Annotated in this window: 17 protein-coding genes and 4 tRNA genes; 13 read left to right on the top strand and 8 right to left on the bottom strand. The window is 56.1% G+C overall.

The window, feature by feature from the left end; all coding sequences use genetic code 11:
* Positions 1 to 92 precede the first annotated feature (92 nt).
* The 4 genes from QUE89_RS11655 to gspD all read left to right on the top strand — a co-directional run bounded on the left by QUE89_RS11655 (position 93) and on the right by gspD (position 5,881).
* Complete coding sequence (locus QUE89_RS11655) at positions 93 to 2,102, top strand: acyltransferase family protein (RefSeq protein ID WP_286220248.1); 2,010 nt, start codon at positions 93 to 95, stop codon at positions 2,100 to 2,102.
* A gap of 131 nt (positions 2,103 to 2,233) precedes the next feature.
* Positions 2,234 to 3,025: a type II secretion system protein N gene (gspN, locus tag QUE89_RS11650; RefSeq protein ID WP_286220247.1), complete on the top strand. Its 792-nt coding sequence runs from the start codon at positions 2,234 to 2,236 to the stop codon at positions 3,023 to 3,025.
* 1 nt (position 3,026) lies between these two features.
* Entirely contained in the window at positions 3,027 to 3,878 is an 852-nt protein-coding gene (locus tag QUE89_RS11645) for a type II secretion system protein N (protein ID WP_286220246.1), read from the top strand.
* Between the two features lie 32 nt (positions 3,879 to 3,910).
* The gene (gene gspD / locus QUE89_RS11640) at positions 3,911 to 5,881 is read left to right on the top strand and encodes a type II secretion system secretin GspD (protein WP_286220245.1); all 1,971 of its coding nucleotides are present in this window, start codon (positions 3,911 to 3,913) and stop codon (positions 5,879 to 5,881) included.
* On the opposite strand, the gene QUE89_RS11635 is transcribed toward gspD, so the two are convergent.
* From QUE89_RS11635 to purE, 6 genes are all read right to left on the bottom strand, one after another.
* Positions 5,878 to 7,890 (bottom strand): M48 family metallopeptidase, encoded by a 2,013-nt coding sequence (locus QUE89_RS11635; protein WP_286220244.1) that lies wholly within the window; start codon positions 7,888 to 7,890, stop codon positions 5,878 to 5,880. The two genes, gspD and QUE89_RS11635, sit on opposite strands and share 4 nt — an antisense overlap.
* Positions 7,891 to 7,901: 11 nt before the next feature.
* On the bottom strand, positions 7,902 to 8,489 hold the full coding sequence (locus QUE89_RS11630; RefSeq protein WP_203300302.1) for a LemA family protein: 588 nt from the start codon (positions 8,487 to 8,489) through the stop codon (positions 7,902 to 7,904).
* A 26-nt stretch (positions 8,490 to 8,515) separates the two neighbouring features.
* Complete coding sequence (locus QUE89_RS11625; RefSeq protein ID WP_286220243.1) at positions 8,516 to 10,576, bottom strand: putative bifunctional diguanylate cyclase/phosphodiesterase; 2,061 nt, start codon at positions 10,574 to 10,576, stop codon at positions 8,516 to 8,518.
* 267 nt (positions 10,577 to 10,843) lie between these two features.
* Positions 10,844 to 11,422: a superoxide dismutase [Fe] gene (gene sodB / locus QUE89_RS11620; protein ID WP_041341261.1), complete on the bottom strand. Its 579-nt coding sequence runs from the start codon at positions 11,420 to 11,422 to the stop codon at positions 10,844 to 10,846.
* A gap of 70 nt (positions 11,423 to 11,492) precedes the next feature.
* A complete protein-coding gene (locus QUE89_RS11615) occupies positions 11,493 to 12,611 on the bottom strand; it encodes a 5-(carboxyamino)imidazole ribonucleotide synthase (protein WP_286220242.1) in 1,119 nt (372 codons plus the stop codon).
* Positions 12,612 to 12,707: 96 nt separating this feature from the next.
* On the bottom strand, positions 12,708 to 13,199 hold the full coding sequence (gene purE, locus QUE89_RS11610) for a 5-(carboxyamino)imidazole ribonucleotide mutase (protein ID WP_286220241.1): 492 nt from the start codon (positions 13,197 to 13,199) through the stop codon (positions 12,708 to 12,710).
* Between the two features lie 172 nt (positions 13,200 to 13,371).
* On the opposite strand from purE, the gene QUE89_RS11605 reads away from it, so the two are divergent.
* From QUE89_RS11605 to QUE89_RS11580, 6 genes are all read left to right on the top strand, one after another.
* Complete coding sequence (locus tag QUE89_RS11605; RefSeq protein WP_286220240.1) at positions 13,372 to 14,319, top strand: hypothetical protein; 948 nt, start codon at positions 13,372 to 13,374, stop codon at positions 14,317 to 14,319.
* Between the two features lie 146 nt (positions 14,320 to 14,465).
* Positions 14,466 to 15,347 carry a DUF2846 domain-containing protein gene (locus tag QUE89_RS11600; protein WP_286220239.1) on the top strand — a complete coding sequence of 294 codons (882 nt, stop codon included), beginning with the start codon at positions 14,466 to 14,468 and terminating at the stop codon, positions 15,345 to 15,347.
* Positions 15,348 to 15,450: 103 nt separating this feature from the next.
* Positions 15,451 to 15,699 (top strand): hypothetical protein, encoded by a 249-nt coding sequence (locus tag QUE89_RS11595; protein ID WP_286220238.1) that lies wholly within the window; start codon positions 15,451 to 15,453, stop codon positions 15,697 to 15,699.
* 195 nt (positions 15,700 to 15,894) lie between these two features.
* Positions 15,895 to 15,970: transfer RNA gene (locus QUE89_RS11590), tRNA-Val, on the top strand.
* 68 nt (positions 15,971 to 16,038) lie between these two features.
* Positions 16,039 to 16,115, top strand: a tRNA-Asp gene (locus QUE89_RS11585).
* Between the two features lie 14 nt (positions 16,116 to 16,129).
* Positions 16,130 to 16,205, top strand: a tRNA-Val gene (locus tag QUE89_RS11580).
* A gap of 43 nt (positions 16,206 to 16,248) precedes the next feature.
* Here the strand turns inward: QUE89_RS11580 and QUE89_RS11575 are convergent.
* Entirely contained in the window at positions 16,249 to 17,655 is a 1,407-nt protein-coding gene (locus QUE89_RS11575) for a 3-oxoacyl-ACP reductase (RefSeq protein ID WP_286220237.1), read from the bottom strand.
* A 190-nt stretch (positions 17,656 to 17,845) separates the two neighbouring features.
* Between QUE89_RS11575 and QUE89_RS11570 the strand changes: the two genes are divergently transcribed.
* Positions 17,846 to 19,186 carry an acetyl-CoA C-acetyltransferase gene (locus QUE89_RS11570; protein WP_286220236.1) on the top strand — a complete coding sequence of 447 codons (1,341 nt, stop codon included), beginning with the start codon at positions 17,846 to 17,848 and terminating at the stop codon, positions 19,184 to 19,186.
* A 99-nt stretch (positions 19,187 to 19,285) separates the two neighbouring features.
* A tRNA-Met gene (locus tag QUE89_RS11565) sits at positions 19,286 to 19,362 on the top strand.
* On the opposite strand, the gene QUE89_RS17370 is transcribed toward QUE89_RS11565, so the two are convergent.
* Complete coding sequence (locus QUE89_RS17370; protein WP_353506807.1) at positions 19,319 to 21,220, bottom strand: putative bifunctional diguanylate cyclase/phosphodiesterase; 1,902 nt, start codon at positions 21,218 to 21,220, stop codon at positions 19,319 to 19,321. The genes QUE89_RS11565 and QUE89_RS17370 overlap by 44 nt on opposite strands.
* 567 nt (positions 21,221 to 21,787) lie before the next feature.
* Here QUE89_RS17370 and QUE89_RS11550 point away from each other — a divergent pair.
* Positions 21,788 to 21,991 (top strand): hypothetical protein, encoded by a 204-nt coding sequence (locus tag QUE89_RS11550; RefSeq protein WP_286220232.1) that lies wholly within the window; start codon positions 21,788 to 21,790, stop codon positions 21,989 to 21,991.
* Positions 21,992 to 22,060 lie beyond the last annotated feature (69 nt).

The raw sequence follows: 22,060 nt of genomic DNA, 5'->3' as shown, positions 1-22,060 counted from the left end.
TTCTCCGCCCTGGCAGGCTGGTTCTGTTGGGCTTGCTGGCGCTGGTAGTAGTCAAGTCAGCGTTGCGCCCATACTTAACTAGAAGAGCTTAAATGCGAAGAAGTAACTACCTACCCCATGTTGATGGTCTCAGGGCACTTGCAGTTCTAGTCGTTATTTTTTTTCACCTTGATATCCCCTCTTTTCAAGGAGGCTATGTCGGGGTAGATGTGTTCTTTGTCATCAGTGGTTTTTTGATTACGGGAATTTTAAGGGAAGAGCTGGAGAAAAGCGGCAGACTAGACCTCAGGAAATTCTACTTTCGGAGAATGAGAAGGCTGATTCCAGCTCTGTTAGTGACCTTATCAGTGACGTTCTTATTTTCAGCGCTGATTTTCTCTCCGGTCCATTTTCAGAGAATAGGTGGCGCGTTATCGGCCTCCCTATTGAGTGTTTCTAATTTTTACTTTTGGCTTGAGGCTGACTATTTTGACGTCGGGGCGAACTTAAAGCCCTTTTTGCATACATGGAGCCTAAGTGTTGAAGAACAGTTTTATTTGTTCTGGCCGTTAATGTTAGTGGTATGTCATAAGTACGGCGGTAAAATGTTAACTCTAATATTTTTGGTGTTAATGTTTTTTGTGAGTATTGCTTTAAACCTAATTTTTTATGATGGACAGAGTCAGTTCGTCAGCGATAATATTCCTGCTCTAGCCGATTTAATCGCCGATGGTAAAAGCACGCTTTTCTTTATGCTTCCGTTTCGCCTCTTCGAATTTTCAGTGGGTGCCTTACTTGTTTGGGTCGTTTCTCATAGTTTTAACTATAGAATTATAAATGAAACATTTTTTCTGGTTGGCCTAGGGTTAATCTTATATTCAGTATTCTATTTTGATGAATCACTTATTTTTCCGTATTGGAATGCTCTGATCCCTTGTGTAGGGGCGGCGCTTGTAATTCTTTCGGGACCAAGTACTGTCTCGGGCGCTGTCTTGCGTACCTCTGGAGTAGTGGGTATTGGTTTGATAAGTTATTCTTTATATCTTGTGCACTGGCCAATCATAGTGTTTTTGCATTATTTAAATGGTGAGCTTGTTTGGCTTTCTAAATTATTGATCTTGGTTTTAACTTTTATTCTCGCGTTCTTGCTCTATCGATTTGTTGAGAAGCCATTTAGAGCTGCCGCTGCCCCCCCAAAGCAGTCAGTTATTTCAGCTGGGGTTGCATTGGTTTCAGTTATTCTTTTTTTGTCAGGTTTGCACTCCTATCATACGAGCGGGTGGAAATGGAGAATTGACGATTCAGTCGTAAATTTAGACCACGTCGAGAATTCCTCAGCATTTCATCGACAATATTATGGTGGAAGTGGGTACCCCTACTATGGGCCTGTTGCGACAGACTCCCCTGCGGACATTGTTGTGGTAGGGGATAGCCATGGCCGTCACTATGCCGAGGGGGTCAGCAAGGTTCTTTCGGAGCCAAATGATTATGGTTTATTTATTGCTGCGGGAACCTCGTGCTTTCATTTACCCAATTTTACAAGAACAACCGACGGGCAAAATTGGGATCAAATTTGTCCTGCTAGTCTCGATAAGGCTCTAGAGTACATTGAAAATTCGAATCAGGCGCCGTTGGTCATTCTTTCTCATAACTGGAATTTTCAGATGTCGGTGGCGGGGCGCCTAAAAAATGGTAGCCTTAATGACGCTACGGTAGAGCCGGATCAGGTGGTTTCCGGGGTAATTGAACTGGCAAAATTAATTGGCGACGCGAAGTTAGTTGTCATTGGAAATGTTCCAGGTTCTGGGCATAATTTGTACGATGTTTTTACTCGGCCCCGTCCGCTGATTTTTTCCGATTTTGATCCAGACGGTTTCCTATTTCATAGCCGCAATGCTGAGCTTGAAAGGACTAATTTAAAACTGAAAGAAGCGGCCTTGAAAACGGGTGAATTCTCGTTCATTGATCCTTTCAATTACCTGTGTATTGAAAATCACTGTCGGAATGTGGACGGGCAACGACGGCTTCTCTATTCGGATACAAGTCACTTATCCAAATACGGTTCAATCTATTTGATCGAGGCAATTAAAAGTGAACTGTTACAGCTGCTGGACCGCCCTTGATGTCTTATGGAGAGTGATAGCATGGTAAATTTCTTCCTTGCGACGGAAGACCGAGGCATGCGGGTTTGCTCCCCTGAGGCTTCTTGTCATATGCCTAGTCGCTCTGAGTCAAATTGGTTGTGTGGTACCCCATGAGCGATGCTGCCCCTAATCCCTTCTTAAGCCTCGGCAAACTGGTTTTATTGACGCTATTGACGTTGGCGATATACGCGGTGGCCTTAATAGTCTGGGTGCCGGCAGGATGGGTGTGGCAGCAGGTCTCCGGCCAGGTTTCCATGCCCCAGCAGGTGGAGGTCCGCCAGGTATCCGGGCGCGTTTGGGACGGCGCCGCCGGGTTGATGGTGGCGGGTTACCCAGTTCGCGTGGACTGGCAGCTCGACTGGCCCTCACTGACTGAACTGTCACTTCCGGTCGACCTCTCTATTGCCTCATCCCAATCTGAAATTGAGGGCGACATCACCGTCGCCTGGCCCCAGCGGGCCGAAATCAATGCCAATGGCCAGGTGGTGGTCAGCGAGTTTAAAGACCTCATTCGTCGCGCAGGCGGTGCAATGATCGAGGGCAATGTTTCCATCGATCGCCTGAATGTGGTGTGGGAAGATAACCGCGTTACCCTGGCTGAAGGCCTTGGCCGTTGGGCTGGTGGCCAGGTTTCCTGGCCAATGGGTAATCGGACCGGGCAGGCCCGGTTCCCGCCCATGCAGGCCGAGCTTGATACCACCCAGGGCGGCGTTGCCTTGTCGGTAGCGGAGCAGGGCGGTGATGGCCCGGCGGCGGATGCGCAACTCCTGTGGAACGGCATGATGGAACTTCGGGTCTATAAACGCATGGTGGACCTGGCCGGTCAGCCCTGGTCGGATTCGGCAAGTCCCGGCGATGTGGTGTTCCGGGTCCGACAGCCACTGCTGCCAGGAGCACGCTGATATGCCCGCTCTGAGTGTACAGACTCAATCACGATTGTCCCGAGCACTGGCTAACCTCTTGCTGGTGGGGCTCGTCATCTATCTCGGCGTAGCGCTGGCCAAAGTGACCTGGCTGGCGGCCTGGGACGACAGGCCGGTTCCGGTCGCGCCGCTGGCCGGCAGTGGTCAAGGCGTGGACGGCTCGGGGTTGTCGTTCCCGATGGCCAGCTTCGAATTTTTCGGTCGGCCGCCAAAGCAGGCGGGAGTGGCCGAGGTGGTCAAGCGATCAGCGCCTGAAACAGGCCTGCGGCTGCGCCTTGAGGGGGTGCTTGTAGGACAGCGCCCGGAAGACTCCGGTGCTATAGTTGCAGGAAGCAACGGAGAAACGTCGTACTTCCGGGTCGGCGACATGCTGCCGGGCAATGCTGAGCTGGCCGAGGTGGAGCCGAGCCGCATCCTGATTCGCCGCGGCGGTCGCTACGAGTCACTGACCTTTGAGGAATTCGAATCGGGCGGGCTGGTTGCAGAGGCCGCGGAGCAGCCGGCAGAATCGTCACCGGATGCCTTTCTGGAGAGTGCCCGATCACAGTTGGATAGCCAGGGCGTGGCAGCACTTAATGCCTATGGCCTGAGCCCGGTGGATGACAGTGGAGCGTCCGGATATGTTTACAACGGTTCCAATGCCATGCTCAATGCCGTTAACCTTCAGGCCGGTGATGTGATCACCGCCATCAATGGCCAGCGTCTGGGCGACATAGAACAGGACAAATCCCTGCTTGAGAGCTGGCGTGGCCAGGCTCAGGTGGATATAGAAATCGAGCGTGACGGGTCCATCCTCACCATCAGTTATGCCATACCCGAGCAGTGGCGCTGACCGGGTTCATTGATACAGGACGAAATCGCCACATGTATAACCACAAGACCAATATTCTGCGGGCGTTTGCCCTGCTTATTCTTCTCCCTCTCATGTCTGTGGCCCACGGGCAGGAAGAAACCTGGCGACTAAACCTGAAGGATGCTGATATCCGGGCCTTCGTCACCCAGGTGGCGGACATCACCGGATACAGTTTTGTGGTGGACCCCCGGGTCAAAGGCAAGGTAACGGTGCTGTCCAGCGCCCCGATGAACAAAGATGAAATCTACGATCTGTTCCTGGCGGTGTTGAATGTCCACGGCTTTACCGCCATTCCCGGTGAAGAAGTGATCAAAGTGGTGCAGCAGGTGGACGCCAAGCAGTCGGCTGAATCCATGTCCCGGTTTGAAGAGATTCCTTCCGAACAGCTTATTACCCGAGTGATCCAGATCGACAATGCCAACGCCCTCGAGCTGGTGCCGATCCTGCGTCCGCTGGTGGCCAAGTATGGGCACCTTGCCGGTGTCGCTGCGGCCAATGCCCTGATCGTCAGTGACCATTCCTCCAACATCCAGCGCATCGAACAGATCGTTCGTGAACTCGACAGCCCGTCCAAGTATGAGGTGGAGGTGATCCAGCTGGATGAAGCCTGGGTTGGCGATATGGTGACCCTGCTGCAGGAACTGGCGCCTGATGAATTGGGTCGTGCCGGCGGTGAGAATGCGGCACGCAAGTACAGTGTAACCGCCGATGAGCGCAGCAACCGCCTGATCCTGCGCGGCGACCAGAATTTCCGTGACAAGATGCGCGGACTGATCCGTCAGCTCGACCAGCCTTCCGCCACCGGCGGTACCACCAAGGTGCTGCGCCTGAAACACGCAGATGCCAAGAAGCTGGCAGAGATCCTGAAAGGCGTCATGGGTGAACTGGCCAAAGAGGGTTCCGGGGGCGCCAGCAGCGGATCTGGCGGCACCAAGCCGAGCAGCAATTTCGCGGTGTTTGCTGATGAGGGGCTGAACGCTCTGGTAGTTCGGGGTGAGCCTTCACTGATGCAGGAAGCCGAGCAGATCGTTGCGCATCTGGACGTGCGCCGGGCCCAGGTATTGATTGAAGCAGCCATCGTGGAGATCAGTGACGACCTTGGCCAGGATCTCGGTGTCCAGTTTGCCGTGGGCGACGAGTCTGGTGAGTCGACGCCGGTCCTTGGAACCAATTTCAGCAACGTTGGCCGCAGCCTCAGCGAAGTAATCGGTGCATTGGCCTCCGATTCGATTATTGGTCCGGCTGCGGGTGGTATTACTGTTGGCGCGGGTGAGCGCAATGAGGACGGTATTACCTGGGGTATTCTGCTTCAGGCTCTTTCTACCTCAGCGGCCGCCAACCTGCTGTCCACGCCGAGCATCATTACCCTGGATAACCAGGAATCAGAAATTATCGTGGGTCAGAACGTGCCGTTCCGGACCGGTGAGTCGACAGTGACCGGCGACGGCACTACCAATCCGTTCACCACCATCGAGCGTCGTGATATTGGTCTGACGCTGAAGGTAACCCCCACCATCAGTGCCGATGGGCTGGTGCGGCTGGTGGTTGAGCAAACCACGGAAAACGTTGCTGACAGCATTGAGAACGCCTCTGACATCGTTACCAACAAGCGGGAGATCAAGACCACCGTGCTGGCGGACGACGGCGAGACCATCGTTCTGGGCGGTCTGATTCGTGATGACTACCAGATCAACAAGAGCAAGGTGCCCCTCCTGGGTGACATTCCGTTCATTGGCCGCCTCTTCTCGTCTGAGTCCGAGCGTCGGGTCAAGCGCAACCTGCTGGTGTTCCTGCGCCCGACCATCATGCTGGGCAAGACTGAAGCGGTCGCTGTCACCGACGACAAGTTCCAGGAACTGTGGGAAGTAAATCTCGATATCCGCAAGAAGCTGGATCTGCCGCCGGTAGACGCCAGCCCGGATATCGAAGTGCTGTTCGATGGCCGCAAGCGCCAGGAGATGGGTGAAACAATAAACCCTTAAGCTGTGAGTGGTGGCATCGGGCAGTCGATCTGGTCGGCCACCAGTCTCATCAGTTCGTATTCACGGACGTCGACATGACCATCGTGGGTGATGCAGTGCCCACAGGCATCAATAATAGCGGGCTTGAGCAATGGCGAGAGCCCGTTCAGTGCGGTCAACGCCTCCCGTAACTGGCGCATGGTTACTTTCTCAAGAACCGCTTGATCCTCCCCCTTTGTATTCTGCCTCTTGGTATTAGCAAAGCCTGCCATCGCTTCCCGGTATAACGACTCGGCATCCGAGGCGCTCTTGGTGCCGGCGCGCGCAAACAGGCTCAGCAGCTTCTGGATTGCCGGCATTACCGGCCGGTATTTCCGGTACCGAACCGGCATTACCTGACCGGCGGTGGCGCCCAGGTGGCGCGACAGGAAACTGGTCAGGGCCAGTTCGAACAGCGACATCCGGTTGTCCGCCGCGACCAGCTTCTGGACGTTGGTGATCAAACCTTCCCGTTCCTCCGGGTCCAGTTTCCGCAATGCCGGCATGGCCAGTTCAAGGGCGGGGAATCGCACTTCCTCGCCGATGGATTTCAGGGCGGGAGTCAGCTTGTTCAGCAGTTCCTGTTGGCCGCCCAGCACCGGGTGCTCGGGGATCATTGCCAGCATTCGATGTTGTTCCTCCCGGGATACGTCAGCGATCACCATTGCATAGCAGAGCTGGATAGCGCCGGCGCGGGTATACAGCAGGCTGCGAAACGTAGCGGGTAGCCTTGCTAACAGGCGAGTGGCGAAGGCCTCGCCCTGGGGAGAAACGGTGCCAACCCGTTCCGACAGCTTGCCAGTTGCCGAAGAAGCGGTAGCCTCATCGCTTGAGGCCAGAGGTGACGTACTGGTGCGTCGGAGCGGTGCCACCACCTCTGCCCCAAGATCGGCAAAACCTGTGGCCTGGGCCGGGCCCTGAGAGCTGGTAGCGGCGCGCAGATCAGCTCCGGGTTGGGTATCCCGGAGCCGGCTTCGCAGGCGGGCTAGCATGCCGGGCTGAATCTGGTTGATGCGCTCCTCGATGGGCGGGTGTGAGGCCAGTAGTGAGGCGAACTTCATCCGCGCACTTTCCCCGAAGCACATGTGGTTCATGTCGCTGGCGTGGCTGGTGGTGTCCAGGTAGCCGCCTCTTAGGCCGATCTTGAACAGGGCTCCGGCTATGCCTTCCGGGTTACGAGTAAATTGCACCGAAGAGGCATCGGCCAGCAATTCCCGTTGTCTGGACACTGCCGCCTGAATCAGTCGGCCAAAGAACACGCCCACGTAGCCAATGATCAGCAGCGCGATGCCAATCACGCCAATGGCGGCCTGGCCGCGATTATCGCCCGATGAGCGCACAGACCGATGGCGGCTGTAGAACGACATCCGCATCAGGAAACCGCCGATCTGGCCAATCATCAGAATGCCGGACAGCAGGGCGATCAGGCGAACGTTCAGGCGCATATCACCGTTAAAAATATGGCTGAATTCATGACCGACCACGCCCTGGAGTTCATCACGGTTAAGTTGAGTCAGGGTGCCATGGGTTACCACCATGACGGCTTCCCCCGGCGTGTAGCCGGCAACAAAGGCATTGATGCCGGTTTCCTGATCCATCACGTACAGCTCGGGTACGGGCACGCCACTGGCGATGGCCATTTCCTCGACCACATTCCGGAGCTGGCGCTCGTCCTGGTCCCGGGTGTCAGGATCAATGGGACGGGCACCAACCATCTTGGCAACCCGCTCACCGCCCCCGGCCAGATCAACCCAGCGAATCAGGGACGTGACGCCGATCAGGGTGACTACTGTCGCAGCAGTGAGTAAGCCATGGCGGGACAGCAGCCAATCGAGGAAGGCCAGGCCGGAGGACTCACTGCGAGTGACAAAGTAACCGACCAGGGAAACGGCAAGCGTGATCAGTACCACCGCCGTCAGGAACAGCACGACCAGCACGCTGGTATTGCGCCGGGCACTGGCCTGGCGCTGGAAAAAACCGGAATGAGCCATGGGTCAGGGCGTCAGAAAGCGACTTTTGGCGCCTGGCGGGCCTCGGGTGTTTCAAGCTCCAGTTGGGCGGTCTCTTTGAACGCACACATGCCGGCGAGAATGTTATTGGGGAACTGCTCGCGGAAAATGTTGTAGCTCATAACGCCATCGTTGTAGGCCTGGCGCGCGAAGGCGACGCGATTTTCAGTACTGGAGAGCTCTTCCATCAATTGCTGGATGGTTTCGTTGGCCTTCAGCTCCGGGTAATCCTCGGCCACCGCATAGAAGTTGGCCAGGGCCTTGTTCAGCAGATTCTCTGCACTGCCAAGACGTTGTATCTTGGTACCGTCCCCGGGATCGCGGGCCGCGTCTTTCTGGGCGCTGACAGCATTGTTACGGGCTTCCATGACCTGGGTAAGGGTGGTCTGCTCATGGCTCAGGTAGGCCTTGGCGGCCTCAACCAGATTAGGGATCAGGTCGTGTCGACGTTGAAGCTGCACGTCGATCTGGGCGAAACCGTTTTTGAACTGGTTTCTCAGGGATACCAGTCGGTTGTAGATGAACACCAGGTAGATGACTACGACGGCGATAACAATCAGGCCAATAACAGTTGTTCCCATGTTAACTCCTTGGGGGGTTCAAATGGTTAAATGTTGTTCTCGACCAGCTGCTCATGAAAGCCTTCCACGAACCGTTCGAAGTCATTGGGTAGCAGTGGCTTACTGAAGAAATAACCCTGTGCGAGCTTACAACCGCGCTGAGTCAGATAATATTCCTGCTCGGCAGTTTCCACGCCCTCGGCCACCACCGAGAGATTCAGACTCTTGCCCAGATCAATGATGGTATTGGCAATTCGGGTGTCATCTTCGTTTACCAAAAGGTCGCGAATGAACTGTTTGTCGATTTTCAGGTGCTGGACCGGCATCTGCTTCAGGTAAGTCAGCGATGAATAGCCGGTACCAAAATCGTCAACGGCAATGCTGATACCGGCCTTGTTCAGGCGGTGTAGTTTCGCGACCGCATCCGACAGGTTGGTCATGAAGCTGGTTTCGGTGACTTCCAGCTCAAGTCGGCCAGCGGGGATGTCGTGCCGGTGCAGGGTGTCCAGAATATCGGCGACAATGCTGGCCTGGCGCAGCTGGACGGCAGACAGGTTGACGGCAATGCGCAGGGGTGTGCCTTGGTCGGCCCAGCGTGCGGCCTGGGCGCAGGCCTGGTCCAGAACCCATTGGCCAATTTCAACAATGATGCCGTTGGCTTCGGAAATAGGAATGAAGTCGTCTGGCGGCACCAGACCTCGTACCGGGTGTTCCCAACGGATCAGCGCTTCAGCGCCGATAACACGGCGGGTCTCAAGGCTGATCTGGGGCTGATAGACCAGGTGGAATTCTTTGTTGGCCAGGGCCTGGGACAGATCCTTTTCCATCTGCCGGCGATCACGAATTTCCTGATCAATGCTGGCAACGTAGAACTGGAAGTGATCATTGCCGCTCTGCTTGGCCAGGGTCATGGTTTGCTCGGCGCTCTGCAGCAAGCGGTCGGCCTTATCGGCGTCTGAGGGGAACAGGGCCACACCCACGGTGGCCGTCATCGCCACATGCTGGTTTTCAACCATCATCGGGCGGCCGATGCAGGCAAGAATCCGTTCGGCAGTGTCAGCCGCCTGAAAACCATCTCGCAGGTTTTTTTCGACGATCACGAACTGGTCACTTCCCAGGCGGGCAATGGTGAAGCGGGAGCTGCCGAGCTGGCCTGTGAGGCGGTCAGCGACGGTTTGCAGAATCAGGTCGCCACTGCGGAAACCACACTGCTCGTTCACGGATTTGAAGTCATCAATACCGCACACCATCAACGATAACAGCCCTTTGCGGGTTTCCGCTTCCTGAATATCCCGGGCGAGCAGCTCCATGAAAGTGTCGCGGCTTGGCAGTCCGGTCAGTTGGTCGTACCGGGAAAGTCGACTGACCCGATCTTCGGCCTCGCGATGGCGTTTCTGGGTGTCTGCGATGGCCACCAGCAGGTTGTTGGTGGCATTCACCCACAGCCCCAATTCATCCCGATCGTGGCCGGCCGGGATAGTCACCAGGCGGTCGTCCGGGTGTTCCGGATCTACCGCTTTCACGGAGTGCACGATGCGTAGCAGAGGCCGGGTCAGGAGCAGGTGGAAAACAAGATAAAGCACCACGCCGAGTATGAGTGCGGTCGCGACCCCGGAGGCAAAGGTGACGGTCGCCCGATTAAGCCAGGTTCTGGCAGTGGGGACGGTGTCGTAATGAACTTCGAGATAGCCATAGACCGTATCCGGTGCTTCATCGCGAACCAGGGGTACCCGGTAGCTTCGGTCGGCATCAAAGATTGGATCGGTCATCGGTCGGAACGAAATTTGGTGCAAGGGGCGGTTGCGGGCGCCAAGAGCCTCGCCATCAGGATGGACAATGGCGGCCAGGTGAACGGCATCCATGGCGAAGAGCCCATCCACCACTTGCTGGGCCAGCTCTGAATCAATGCTGAAAACTGCCTGGGTAGCTGCGTCCCTGACCATGGAGATGGTCTGTGCAGCCTGGCTATCAAGGTCCTTGGAAACACGCCCGGCGTCCAGGATCACCTGCACGGTGCTGATAATGACACCACTGATAAGGGCTATGGCGAGAATGCGCCCGAAGATGCGGTAGCCCAGGCGATGCTCAACCTTGAAGGAGTTTTTCATTCAGGTCTGTCTGTAATCGTGTTTATCAAAGATTCATGGTCGCACATGAATCGCTGTCTTCGCGACGACTGGTCCACGTTTCGCCGAGGAGGCTGTCACGGTCGCTTAACCTGACTGAGTATCGGCGATTTTTTCAGATAATGCAGGACGAGGGTGTATCAATTTGTAAGGCTTTTGTTCAGCCGGATACACAAACGCCCGCACAAGGCGGGCGTTTGAGCTTGTACAGCCTATGGCTGCGGCCTTTTGGCCAATCTGGCTAGGTAATCAGGCCAGGTTTTCGTTCACGAAATCCCAGTTTACCAGGTTCCAGAACGCTTCCAGGTAGTTCGGGCGGGAGTTGCGGTAATCGATGTAGTACGCGTGCTCCCAAACGTCTACGGTCAGTACCGGCTTGTCGGCACCGGTCAGCGGAGTTTCGGCGTTACTGGTGTTGGCGATGGCAACGCTGCCGTCGGCCTTCTTCACCAGCCAGGTCCAGCCAGAACCGAAGTTATTGGCGGCCTTGTCGTTGAACTCTTTCTTGAAGGCATCGAAGGAACCGAAGGCTTTCTCGATCGCGTCCTTGGCTGCACCTGTGGGCTCACCACCGCCGTTCGGGCTCAGGCAGTTCCAGTAGAAAGTGTGGTTCCAGACCTGCGCGGCGTTGTTGAACAACGGACCGCTGGCGCTCTTGATGATGTCCTCAAGCGACTTGTTGGCGTTGTCCGTACCTTCGACCAGGCCGTTCAGCTTGGTAACGTAGGTGTTGTGGTGCTTGCCGTAATGGTACTCAAGGGTTTCCTGAGAGATGTGCGGTTCCAGAGCGTTCTTTTCGTAAGGTAGTGCGGGAAGTTCAAATGCCATGAGGTCGTTCTCCCTGTCTCTCTGTTATGTGAGTGTACAACTCGTCAATATAGGGGCGATCTAATGTATATCAACCCCTTGGTGTTAAAGAGCTTTTAAACTCCGGGCTTCCGGGCAGGAACTGGGCGCAGTTGCGCACGCGCCAAACCAGCTCTTCGTAACTGTCTGCCAGAACGTTCACGTGGCCCAGCTTACGCCCCGGACGTTCGCCTTTGTTGTACAGGTGCAGGTGGGCATAGGGCAGTTCTAGAATGCGTTCCGTCTCGCCATGTTCGCCGATGATGTTGATCATGCAGCTCAGGCCTCGTGCTTCAACGCTGCCCAGATGATGACCACTCACCGCTCGGATATGGTTTTCAAACTGGCTGGTCATGGCGCCTTCGATCGTCCAGTGTCCGGAGTTGTGCACCCGGGGTGCCATCTCGTTGGCGACCAGGCCATCTTCAGTTTCGAACAGCTCCAAGGTCAATACGCCGACATAGTTCAATTCGTTCAGTAGGGCCCGGATATACCGCTCGGCATCCTCCTGAATGGAGACTTGAAGGTCCGGCGCTGGTGCAATGGAGTAGCGCAGAATGCCTTCGTAATGGCTGTTTTCAGCCATTGGGTAGAAGGCCAGGTCGCCGTCTTCTGCCCGTACCGCGATGATCGACACTTCGCGCTTGAAGTCGACAAATTTCTCCACGATCAGACGCGGGTGCCCAATGTCCGCCCAGGCTTGTTCGGCGTCGTCGGGGCTGCGCAGTACCGCCTGACCTTTGCCGTCATAACCTTCGGTATTGGACTTGGCCACAACCGGACAGCCCAACTCTTCGGCAGCCGCTTTCAGTGACTCGGCGCTGTCCGCAATTTTCCATTCCGGGGTTGGTATGCCCAATTGGCCAAACAGGGTCTTTTCAAGCTCGCGGTTCTGGCAAACCTGCAGAGCTCTCGGGCAGGGGTGGACCGGCTTTTCTTTCGCCAGTTTTTCCGCGACGTGGACCGGCAGGTGCTCGAACTCATAAGTCACGCGATCAACCCGGGACAGGAAATCGTCCTGGTATTCGCCTTCCCGGTCGATAATTACTTCGCCGAGTCCGGCGCTGGGGCTGCCAGACATGTCGTAGAAAACAAAGGTCTTGGCCAGCGGATAGCCGGCCAAGGCTAGCATACGTCCCAGTTGGCCTGCGCCTAAAACACCAATTCTCATCTGTAGTCTCCTGCCGGTTTCTGGCTGCTGAATCGTCGGCGTGTGCGGGTTGAAATGCACGTGTTGCAACCCGCTCAGCAGGGCTTAGCGTGGAAGTTACTGCTCTCGCGGGTCCGGATTGTCCAGAATGGTCTGGGTCTGGGTGCTTCTGAACTCATCCACGGCCTGGCGAACATCGGCGTCGCTGGTGCCGACAATCTGAGCCGCCAACAGGCCGGCATTAGTGGCACCCGCATTGCCGATTGCCAGTGTGCCCACGGCGATACCACCAGGCATCTGAACAATGGATAGCAGTGAATCGAGACCGTTCAGGGCCTTGGATTGCACCGGAACACCCAATACTGGCAGTGACGTCTGCGAGGCAACCATGCCGGGCAGGTGAGCGGCACCGCCGGCGCCGGCGATGATCACTTTCAGGCCGCGCTCGGCTGCGGTTTTTGCGTAATCAAACAGCAGATCGGGGGTACGATGCGCTGACACCACTTTGGTTTCGTAATCGACGCCCAGCTTTTCAAGCATCTTGGCGGCGTGTTCCATGGTGGGCCAGTCGGATTTGGAACCCATTATGAGTCCAACAAGCGGCTGCATAAGCAACTGTCCTGTGATAATTGGAAAGCCGGCCATTGTATGTTTTGGCTACGGGCCATGCAACAAAGCCCCGTCAGCGTTTCGGCTGCGACAGCGATGCCATTTCACCCCCTTTATAACTGCATGTATTATCCGCTGTTAAGATTCAGTCCGTCCATAGCCAGGAGAAGTAATGGAACCCATCTGTCCAGACGACGATGAACTACGAGCCGAGGCACCGTTCGGTGGTGCTGACAGCCGTGAACCCCAAGCCAGCAAAGCGAAGAGCGACAGCGGCAAAGCGCGAAAGGTGCCTGGTGGGGGAGGCGGAAATGGCAGTGGCCGCGGCAATGTGTCCTTGCTCTGGCTTCTGATCATTGGCCTTGCTGGTCTGGCCGCTGCCGGCTGGTATTCCCAGAATCAAAGGATTGTGGTCCTGGAAAGCCAAGTGGAGGAGGCCGACTACTGGGCCCGGCAAAGCAAGTTGGCGCTGGCCCGGTTCGAAGGTGAACTGACGGAAACCGGGGAAAATCTGCAGGAGCGTGGGGCCTCCTTGGCCGAGCAGATTGCTGCCAATGACAAGGCCGTGAAAACGGCCAACAGTGAGATTCGTAAGCTCTGGGTAGTGGCCAATGAGCGCAATAAAGAGCGTTTGAACAAGCACCAATCCCGATTAGAGGATCTGGAAAGCACTCAAGCTGAGAGTGTCGAGTCTCTGGCGGCGGTAAAAGTTTCGGTCGATAAGGTCCGGTCCTCGCTGGCGGCAGACATCGCTGCTATGGAAGAGCAGATGAAAACCTCCATTGTGGCCTTGCAAGATGCCAATCGTCAGGCAACGGAACAGCTCACTTCTTTAAGTCAGCAGATGGCGGACGTGGATCAAGTGGTCGAAAATCGTATCCGCCGGTTCGAGCAGGAGCAGAAACTGGGTATACGGGGTATGGAGGGCCGGATTTCGGCGCTTGAAAAAGAGTCTGGCCGACTCGCCGGTGCCGGCAGTGTCCAGTCCCTCAAGAACGAGGTAACCAGTCTGAAGCGCACCATCGATGCGGTGGATGCGTCCCGATCCCAGCTCACGTCACGCCTGGTTCGGCTTTCAGAAGAGGTTAACGAACTCCGGTCCCGGATGTCCGCGCAGTAACCGGTTTTTTTGGCGGTGGGGTGGCGCGAGCTCGTGAAGGCCGGTTTGTAACGGTTTGTAGTCATCCCTTTGCGGTAGCTCTCATTTCTGTCGGCGAGCAGTTGTTATCATCAGGCAACTCGCGGACAAGTGAAGAGTGAACAACCATGAAAAGCCCTACGCCCCCCGCTGTCCGGCTGCCTGTCCTGGCGAGCCGGGTCATGCTGATGGCCGCATTGCTGCTCAGCTCCGGCTGCACCATCTACCAGTCCATTGGCAAGAGTGTGGGAGGTTTCCTGCATCCCGTGTCCGGTCCCGATTTTGTCCATATCCCCAATGACCAGTGGGACCGAAAGAATGCTCTGGTGTACTTCTATCGAACCCATTCCCAATGGGCCGCCGAAGAGATCGAATCGCCCAGCGTCTACATCGACGACAAGCACTACTTCAATATCCGAAATGACAGCTACACCTGGTTGGAGGTGAGCCCGGGTGAGCGCCACATTGCCATGCGGCGACCGCTGCTGGGGCTGGAGGGGATGAACTCCTTCAGTTTGAGTCTGATCGCCGATGCCACGCTGACCACCGAGCCGGGGCGCATCTATTACCTGCGGTATAACGAGCTGACCGAGCCCGAGCAACCTCATCCGGATCTTGATCCGGAGCACCCGCTGGCTCAGGGTGATCTTCAGCTGGTCACTCGCTCCTACGCCATGCAGGCGGATCAGATAGTCAGTACACGCTTCCTCAACAGCGATCTTCTCGCGCCCAATCATGCCGCCACCTCCATCGTCGAGATCAACGAAGATATGGACTACGAGCGCCGCATGGTGCTGCTTGAGGAGGAGCGCGAACTGGAAATCGAGCGACTGAAAGAGGAGGGGCAATATCAATCCACGTCCTGGTTCTGGCCATTCGGTGGCGGCCCTACCGTGCCGCTTGAGGCCGACCGCAAAATCAAGAAGCTTGAAGAGGACTACGCGCAGCTGGAGCTGGAGCGTGAACGTAAAGCCGAGGCGGAGTCTGGCGGTGGCTGGTGGATCTTTTAGTTGATTGGTAAATAGCCGATTGCGCAATTGTCGGATTGGCATCCCGTTACTACACTGAGGGCGGTTGTAACCACTGTCACGTCAGAACCGGAACGTCATCGCCATGTCATTCAAGGATTCGTTAAAGGGTAGATTCGATAAGCTGACCGAAGACATAGTGCCGCCGTTGGTCAGCAGCTGGAAAGAGGTTCAGCGGCGTCTGGATGAGCTTAACTGCTCGCTGGCGAATCGCTCGGTACCGGAGGGTCGGCGCTCCAGGGTCAGTGAACTGGCGTTGGAGGAGAAAGCTCAGCAGGCAGGGCAGGGGCGTGCGCCAGCCAGGAAGCGACGGACCAAGGCAGGCAAGTCCTAGAAATTGATCGAAAAATGTCCGGTTTTGAATGGCTTGGAAGTTTTTATCAGTTTTTTGGGCAAAACGTTTGACACCGCCAGCGAAATGCTTAAAATGCGCGTCTCACTTGGTTGAGACAGAAACTCTGAATCAACAAACAGCGCTCAGCGTTGCAAGTGAATGCCCCTTAGCGGGTATGGTAGTGAGTCGAAAGTTGGGTGGTTAGCTCAGCTGGGAGAGCATCGCCCTTACAAGGCGAGGGTCACTGGTTCGATCCCAGTACCACCCACCATTTTTCGACGCGCAGCACCGGATCACCCCATCCGGTAGCAGATTCAGGGCTCAAGTCCGAATCGATGCGGAGCGGTAGTTCAGTTGGTTAGAATACCGGCCTGTCACGCCGGGGGTCGCGGGTTCGAGTCCCGTCCGCTCCGCCATTTTTTCTTTTCCCGGGTGGTTAGCTCAGCTGGGAGAGCATCGCCCTTACAAGGCGAGGGTCACTGGTTCGATCCCAGTACCACCCACCAGATTTCGAAAAAGGCAGGCCTCAGGGCCTGCCTTTTTTATTGCCTATTTGCCAATCAGCGATTGGCCACATACCCGCACTACATTGCCATTCACCCCGTTAGACGCAGGACTGCAATACCACGCGATGGCCTCGGCCACATCAATGGGCAAGCCACCTTGAGACAGGCTGTTCATTCGGCGCCCGGCTTCGCGAATCGTTATCGGCATGGCTGCCGTCATCTGGGTTTCGATGAAGCCCGGCGCGATGGCGTTAATGGTTACACCATTTTTCAGTTGCTTTGCCATGGCCTCGACATAGCCGATAACGCCACTCTTGGCAGTGGAGTAATTGGTCTGGCCAAAGTTGCCGGCAATGCCGCTGATGGATGAAATGCAGACGATTCGGCCGTTCTCCCGCATCAGTTCGCGGTGCATCAATTCCTCATCAATCAGTTCTTCGGCGCTCAGGTTTACTGCAATGGTCATGTCCCAGAAATGCTCGGGCATGTTGCCGAGGGTCTTGTCCCGGGTAATGCCGGCGTTATGGATAACCAGGTCGATGCCGCCGAAGTGTTCCTGCACAAAGTCGGCGATCAGCTTGGGGGCTGCCTTGTCGGTAATGTCGCACGCCAGCGCCTTGCCGTTAATAGCGTCGGTCACTTTCTCCAGCTCGGCCATGGCCGGTGGGATGTCCAGGCCGATCACCGTGGCGCCGTCCCGGGCCAGGGTTTCAGCGATGGCCGCGCCAATGCCGCGGGATGCACCGGTAACCAGGGCCACCTTGCCGGTGAGGGGAGCGACCGGGCTGGTGGTCGGTGCTGAGGCGCTCTTGCCAATACGCACAACCTGGCCGGATACATAGGCGGAACGGGGCGACAGGAAAAAGCGCAGGGTGGAATCCAGCTGTTTCTCGGCGCCCGGCGCCATCCACACCAGATTGGCGGTGGCGCCTTTCTTGCCGATTTCCTTGCCAACACTGCGAACAAATCCCTCCAGCGCCTGTTGTGCTGCTGCCTGCGGTGCTTTGCGGCAGGTCGAGGGATTCTGACCAACCACCACTACCCGGGCATTACGGCCGAGCTTTTTGATGGTCGGATGGAAAAAGTCGTAAAGTGCCCTGAGGTCATCCGGATTCTTCAGGCCGGTGGCATCAAAGACCAAGCCGGAAAAAGTCGGCTTGTTGTCCGCGCCAAGCTCCAGAGCCTTGGCTTTGTTGCCCGCCTTGGCGGAGTCTACGAGGGAATCGATGCCGCTGGCATGGTGCACGGTAGCGGCACTTGCGTTCAGAATGCCGGCCAGGGTGGCAATGGCTTTGGCGCCCTTGCCTGCACCCACCAGGACGTCACCCTCGATAAAGGGCTGGTCCGGACGTCTCAAGCGGTTCAGGGGGATGGGCGCGGGCAAACCCAGCGACTGCGCCGCGGTTTTGCCAACCGGGGTGTTCACAAATTTCAGGTACAGGTCAGGCATAGAATCTTCCTTGTGGTTGCTATAGTGCATCTCGAATGCATAAAGACTGCGGGTCGACCTACAGGGTAAAGAATCGGTCAGTTTTTGTATTGACTCAATGCCGCTGGCTTATTGTCAGGCATGCCAATGAGCGGCTAGCCTGTCAGGTTAGACTGCTTGCCAGTTAACCATTTTCTGAAAGGACATCATCATGGCACAGGCATCGAAAACCACCCAGTCAAAGGCGCCGGCGCGCTCCGAAACGCCAGCGGCACAGCCCAGTGGTGTGCGCCGTGTGGCGGTCCTCGGTGGCAACCGGATTCCGTTCGCCAAGTCGAACACGGCGTACAGCAAGATCGGTAACCAGGAGTTGCTGACGTCCGCGCTGCGCGGGCTTGTGGATCGTTATGGTCTTCAAGGTCAGCGTTTGGGTGAAGTTGTCGCCGGGGCGGTGATCAAACACTCCCGGGATTTTAACCTGACCCGGGAAGCCGCACTAAGCTCGGGGCTGGCCGCGGAAACGCCGGCGTACGATATTCAACAGGCCTGTGGCACCGGGCTTGAAGCGGCCATCCTGGTGGCCAACAAGATTGCCCTGGGCCAGATCGAGTGCGGCATTGCTGGCGGTACTGATACCACCTCGGACGCACCCATTGGCGTCAGTGAGGGCCTGCGGGAAATCCTGTTGGATCTGAACCGTGCCAAGACTCTGGGGCAGCGCCTCAAGATTATCAGTCGTTTCCGGCCTGGACATCTGGCACCGCAGGTACCTGAGAATGGCGAGCCGCGCACGGGTATGTCCATGGGCGATCATGCTCAGGTCACTGCCCATGAGTGGAGCATTGCCCGGGAAGACCAGGATCAGTTGGCGCTGGAGAGCCACCAGAAACTGGGGAAAGCCTACGAGGACGGATTCTTTAGCGACCTGATAACGCCGTTAGCGGGACTGGAGCGTGACAACATCCTGCGCGCCGATACTTCACTGGACAAACTGGCGTCGCTCAAGCCCTGCTTTGATCGCGAGAACGGCACCATGACCGCGGCCAACAGTACCGCGCTGACCGACGGTGCCTCCTGCGTGCTACTGGCGAGTGAGGAGTGGGCAAAAGCCAACAATCTTGAGGTGAAGGCGTGGCTGACGTTCTCGGAAGTGGCAGCGGTGGACTTTGTCGACAAAAAAGAAGGCCTGCTGATGGCGCCGGCTTATGCTGTGCCGCGCATGCTTGAGAAGGCGGGTCTGAGTCTGCAGGACTTCGACTATTACGAGATTCACGAAGCCTTTGCCTCGCAAGTGCTGTCGACGCTCAAGGCCTGGGAAGATCCGGAATTCTGCAAGACCCGTCTCGGGCTGGACCAGCCACTGGGCAGCATCGATCGCAGCAAGCTGAACGTGAAAGGCAGCAGTCTGGCAGCCGGGCATCCGTTTGCCGCCACTGGCGGTCGCATTGTAGCGACCCTGGCAAAACTGCTGGAGCAGAAGGGCAGTGGCCGTGGCCTGATCTCGATCTGTGCCGCCGGTGGCCAGGGCGTTACCGCAATTCTGGAGCGCTAAATTTCGAGAAAAGCGAAATTGGCTTTGACAGACACTGCTTCACCCCTTAATATGCGCGCCACGTTGATCGGGGATGACCCGAAAGACAGGTAGTATTGATGCGGGGTGGAGCAGTCTGGTAGCTCGTCGGGCTCATAACCCGAAGGTCGTAGGTTCGAATCCTGCCCCCGCTACCATTTCCAAAAGTTTGGGTGAAGGCTTACCGATATAGTAGCCTTGAGCATATTCAACGCCCAGTTCCTCTAGTTTCTTCAGCGTTATCTCATCTTCTACAAACTCTGCAATCGTTCGCATGCCGAAGGCATTGACCATCTTGTTCAGGCTTTCCACGAACACTTGATTGTCCGGGTTATTCTCCAGATCCAGAATGTATGAGCCGTCCAGCTTTACGTAGCTCAATGGCAGCTTTTTCAGATAGCTGAACGATGAGAAACCTACCCCGAAGTCGTCCAGGGCAACCAGTACGCCCGATTCGCTGATGCGCTCAAGGTTGGTCAGCACCATCTGGAAGTTCTCGATGTAAGCGGTTTCTGTCAGCTCAATGATGATGTGGCTGGGATCCACCCGATACTTACGAATCAGGTTGTTCAGAATTTCCGGGAAGGTGTTCGACTGCAGGGTGGGCGCCGAGATGTTAATCGACAGGCTGAAAGTGTGCCCTGCCTGCCAGGTGGTGGCGAGCTTGCTGATGGAGTGATCCAGTACCCACTCATCCACCAGCCCGATTAAGCCCATGCGTTCTGCGGCTGGAATGAACTCATTGGGGAAGACCGGGTTGCCGTTCAGGTCTTTCAGCCTTAGCAACACCTCGTAATGGCTGACCGTTTCGCTCTTGATGGAGTAGATCGGCTGATAGTTCAGTTCAAACAGGTCCGTGCGCTTCAGTGCCTGTTTCAGCAGTGATATCAGATCGTGGTCCCGGCGGATATCGGCAAGGTCATTCGTGGCCGGATCGAAAATCTGCCACTGCTCGCCGCCTTTCTTTTTCGCCTGATACATGGCCATGTCCGCATGGACAATAAGCTCCTGCTCGACAGTGCCATGTTGGGGAATCAGGGCCGCGCCCACGCTGACACTGTATTCTACCCAGCGCCCATCATTATTCAGGAAAAGCTGTCCGTTAAGCTTTGACGAAAGTTTGTGCAGCAGCTTCTCAAGTTGTTCTGCAGTGATGTTAGGCAGCACCACGGTAAATTCATCGCCCGCCAGGCGACTGATGGAGTCGGTGGAGCGGACGCTGGCGCGCAGAGACTCGGCAATCTGGATCAGGACGTTGTCGCCGACGGTGTGACCGTAAAGGTCATTGATCTGTTTGAATCGATTGACGTCGATGAAGACCACTGCACCGTTGCGCTGTGTATCCAGGACCTTCTGCAGGTCATGCTGGAATCCGCGACGATTGCCGATGCCGGTCAGTGGATCATTATTGGCGAGCCATTCGAGGGCTTCTTCATCGCGCTTGCGCTGGGTAAGGTCGATGCCGATGGCCAGAATTATGTTACGGCCCTTCTCGTCGTCGACAATGGAGCAGGTCCAGTCCAGATAAATTGGCAGTCCCTGGTCGTTGGCAAATTCCGCATCCAGCTGGATGACCTCGCAGTGACCGCCTTTCAGTAGATCAACTCGATCCTGGAACAGCTTTCGGCTTTCGTCAGACATGAACAGGTCGGTGAAATTCGCCGTCGGCCGTTTGAACTCATTTTCGAAGCGGGTGTTGCAGGTAAGGATCGTGCCATCAAAATTCTGGGTAACGATGAACAGGTGCGAGCTGTCGATGAGTCGTTCCAGGAAGGCCCGTGATCGGGTGATCACCGCAATCTGCTCCTGCAAGGAGTGGTTCTTGTCCTCAACTTCAATGTGCAGGGCTTCGAGTTCCTGGGTTACAAACCGAGTGCTTTTCTCCAGCAACGAGAGTTCGTCCTGCAATACTCCTGGCTGTCTGTTGAGCTTTTGCTTGGCTTCCTTATATTCGTGCCTGGGTAGCAGGTTCAGAGCCTCGACCACAGAAAACAGCCGGCGAAGTGGGTTGAGCATGATCGTGATCAGAACCAGTTCCGACACCACCAGTGCCAGGGCACCAATCAGAATGCTGATTTTGACTGAGTTGACAAGGTTGTGGTGTTGCTGAGTCTCATCGCTGATGGCAATCAATTCCGGTGTTTCGCCGTAGGTCTCGTAGCCAAATAGCTTGAGTGGGTTTAACAGAAGACGCTGACCCTTGAACTCGGATGGGTCGGTGTTGCCCAGACTGTCATAGCTGGTGGATTGCTGGATGTGCCGAAGCTGGCCGAGGGTTTCCTGAAAACGGCTGGCAGCCCACAGCCTTCGGTCCCATTCAGTCAGTGATCGCTCGGTTTTCAGGGCGAACTCAACGTCGGGCAGGGCCGGCAACAGAATCGCCAGATCGTTGTTAGAGACTTGTTGGTAGCGTTGAATAATGTCGGAGATGTTCTGGCCGGTGACCACCAGGGCCTCAGAGCCATCCTCCAGCACGAAGGGTTCGATGACAAACTGTGAGCAACCAAAATCACAGAACAGGAATGAGCGAGGAATCTGGGCGCCATCGACGTGCATGGCGTTAGCGATGGCGTCACCTAATGCTTGTTTATTCTGGAACAGCAGTGGGCTGAAGGCAGAACCTTTCTCAGTGCCGTTAATGGCATAAAGGCCGATATAGTCGATGCCGGTGTTGATGTTGAGCTTTATCCACTCTTTCTGGAGATAGCCCTGCAGTGTCTCGTCGGCGCCGGGTTTATTGGCGCTCTGGATTTTCGGCATTTCAGCAATCAACTGCGACAGTTGTGACAGCCGCAGGAAGTTGTCGTCCAGTAATTGATCGAGCACGGATTGCTGGCGGAGCTGAAGGTCAGCGAT

This window comes from Marinobacter sp. LA51 (assembly GCF_030297175.1).
Taxonomy (GTDB): Bacteria; Pseudomonadota; Gammaproteobacteria; order Pseudomonadales; family Oleiphilaceae; genus Marinobacter; species Marinobacter apostichopi.
Note: the sequence above shows the minus strand (reverse complement) of the source record. Positions and strands in the feature narration are given on the sequence as shown.

Excerpts from the sequence above, each read along its gene's own strand:
- QUE89_RS11655 (WP_286220248.1), top strand. The coding sequence starts at position 93 with ATGCGAAGAAGTAACTACCTACCCCATGTTGATGGTCTCAGGGCACTT.
- QUE89_RS11625 (WP_286220243.1), bottom strand. The coding sequence starts at position 10,576 with ATGAAAAACTCCTTCAAGGTTGAGCATCGCCTGGGCTACCGCATCTTC.
- QUE89_RS11645 (WP_286220246.1), top strand. The coding sequence starts at position 3,027 with ATGCCCGCTCTGAGTGTACAGACTCAATCACGATTGTCCCGAGCACTG.
- QUE89_RS11570 (WP_286220236.1), top strand. The coding sequence starts at position 17,846 with ATGGCACAGGCATCGAAAACCACCCAGTCAAAGGCGCCGGCGCGCTCC.
- QUE89_RS11635 (WP_286220244.1), bottom strand. The coding sequence starts at position 7,890 with ATGGCTCATTCCGGTTTTTTCCAGCGCCAGGCCAGTGCCCGGCGCAAT.
- QUE89_RS11630 (WP_203300302.1), bottom strand. The coding sequence starts at position 8,489 with ATGGGAACAACTGTTATTGGCCTGATTGTTATCGCCGTCGTAGTCATC.
- QUE89_RS17370 (WP_353506807.1), bottom strand. The coding sequence starts at position 21,220 with ATGCTCAACCCACTTCGCCGGCTGTTTTCTGTGGTCGAGGCTCTGAAC.
- purE (WP_286220241.1), bottom strand. The coding sequence starts at position 13,199 with ATGCAGCCGCTTGTTGGACTCATAATGGGTTCCAAATCCGACTGGCCC.
- QUE89_RS11600 (WP_286220239.1), top strand. The coding sequence starts at position 14,466 with ATGAAAAGCCCTACGCCCCCCGCTGTCCGGCTGCCTGTCCTGGCGAGC.
- QUE89_RS11595 (WP_286220238.1), top strand. The coding sequence starts at position 15,451 with ATGTCATTCAAGGATTCGTTAAAGGGTAGATTCGATAAGCTGACCGAA.
- gspD (WP_286220245.1), top strand. The coding sequence starts at position 3,911 with ATGTATAACCACAAGACCAATATTCTGCGGGCGTTTGCCCTGCTTATT.
- QUE89_RS11615 (WP_286220242.1), bottom strand. The coding sequence starts at position 12,611 with ATGAGAATTGGTGTTTTAGGCGCAGGCCAACTGGGACGTATGCTAGCC.
- QUE89_RS11605 (WP_286220240.1), top strand. The coding sequence starts at position 13,372 with ATGGAACCCATCTGTCCAGACGACGATGAACTACGAGCCGAGGCACCG.
- gspN (WP_286220247.1), top strand. The coding sequence starts at position 2,234 with ATGAGCGATGCTGCCCCTAATCCCTTCTTAAGCCTCGGCAAACTGGTT.
- QUE89_RS11575 (WP_286220237.1), bottom strand. The coding sequence starts at position 17,655 with ATGCCTGACCTGTACCTGAAATTTGTGAACACCCCGGTTGGCAAAACC.
- sodB (WP_041341261.1), bottom strand. The coding sequence starts at position 11,422 with ATGGCATTTGAACTTCCCGCACTACCTTACGAAAAGAACGCTCTGGAA.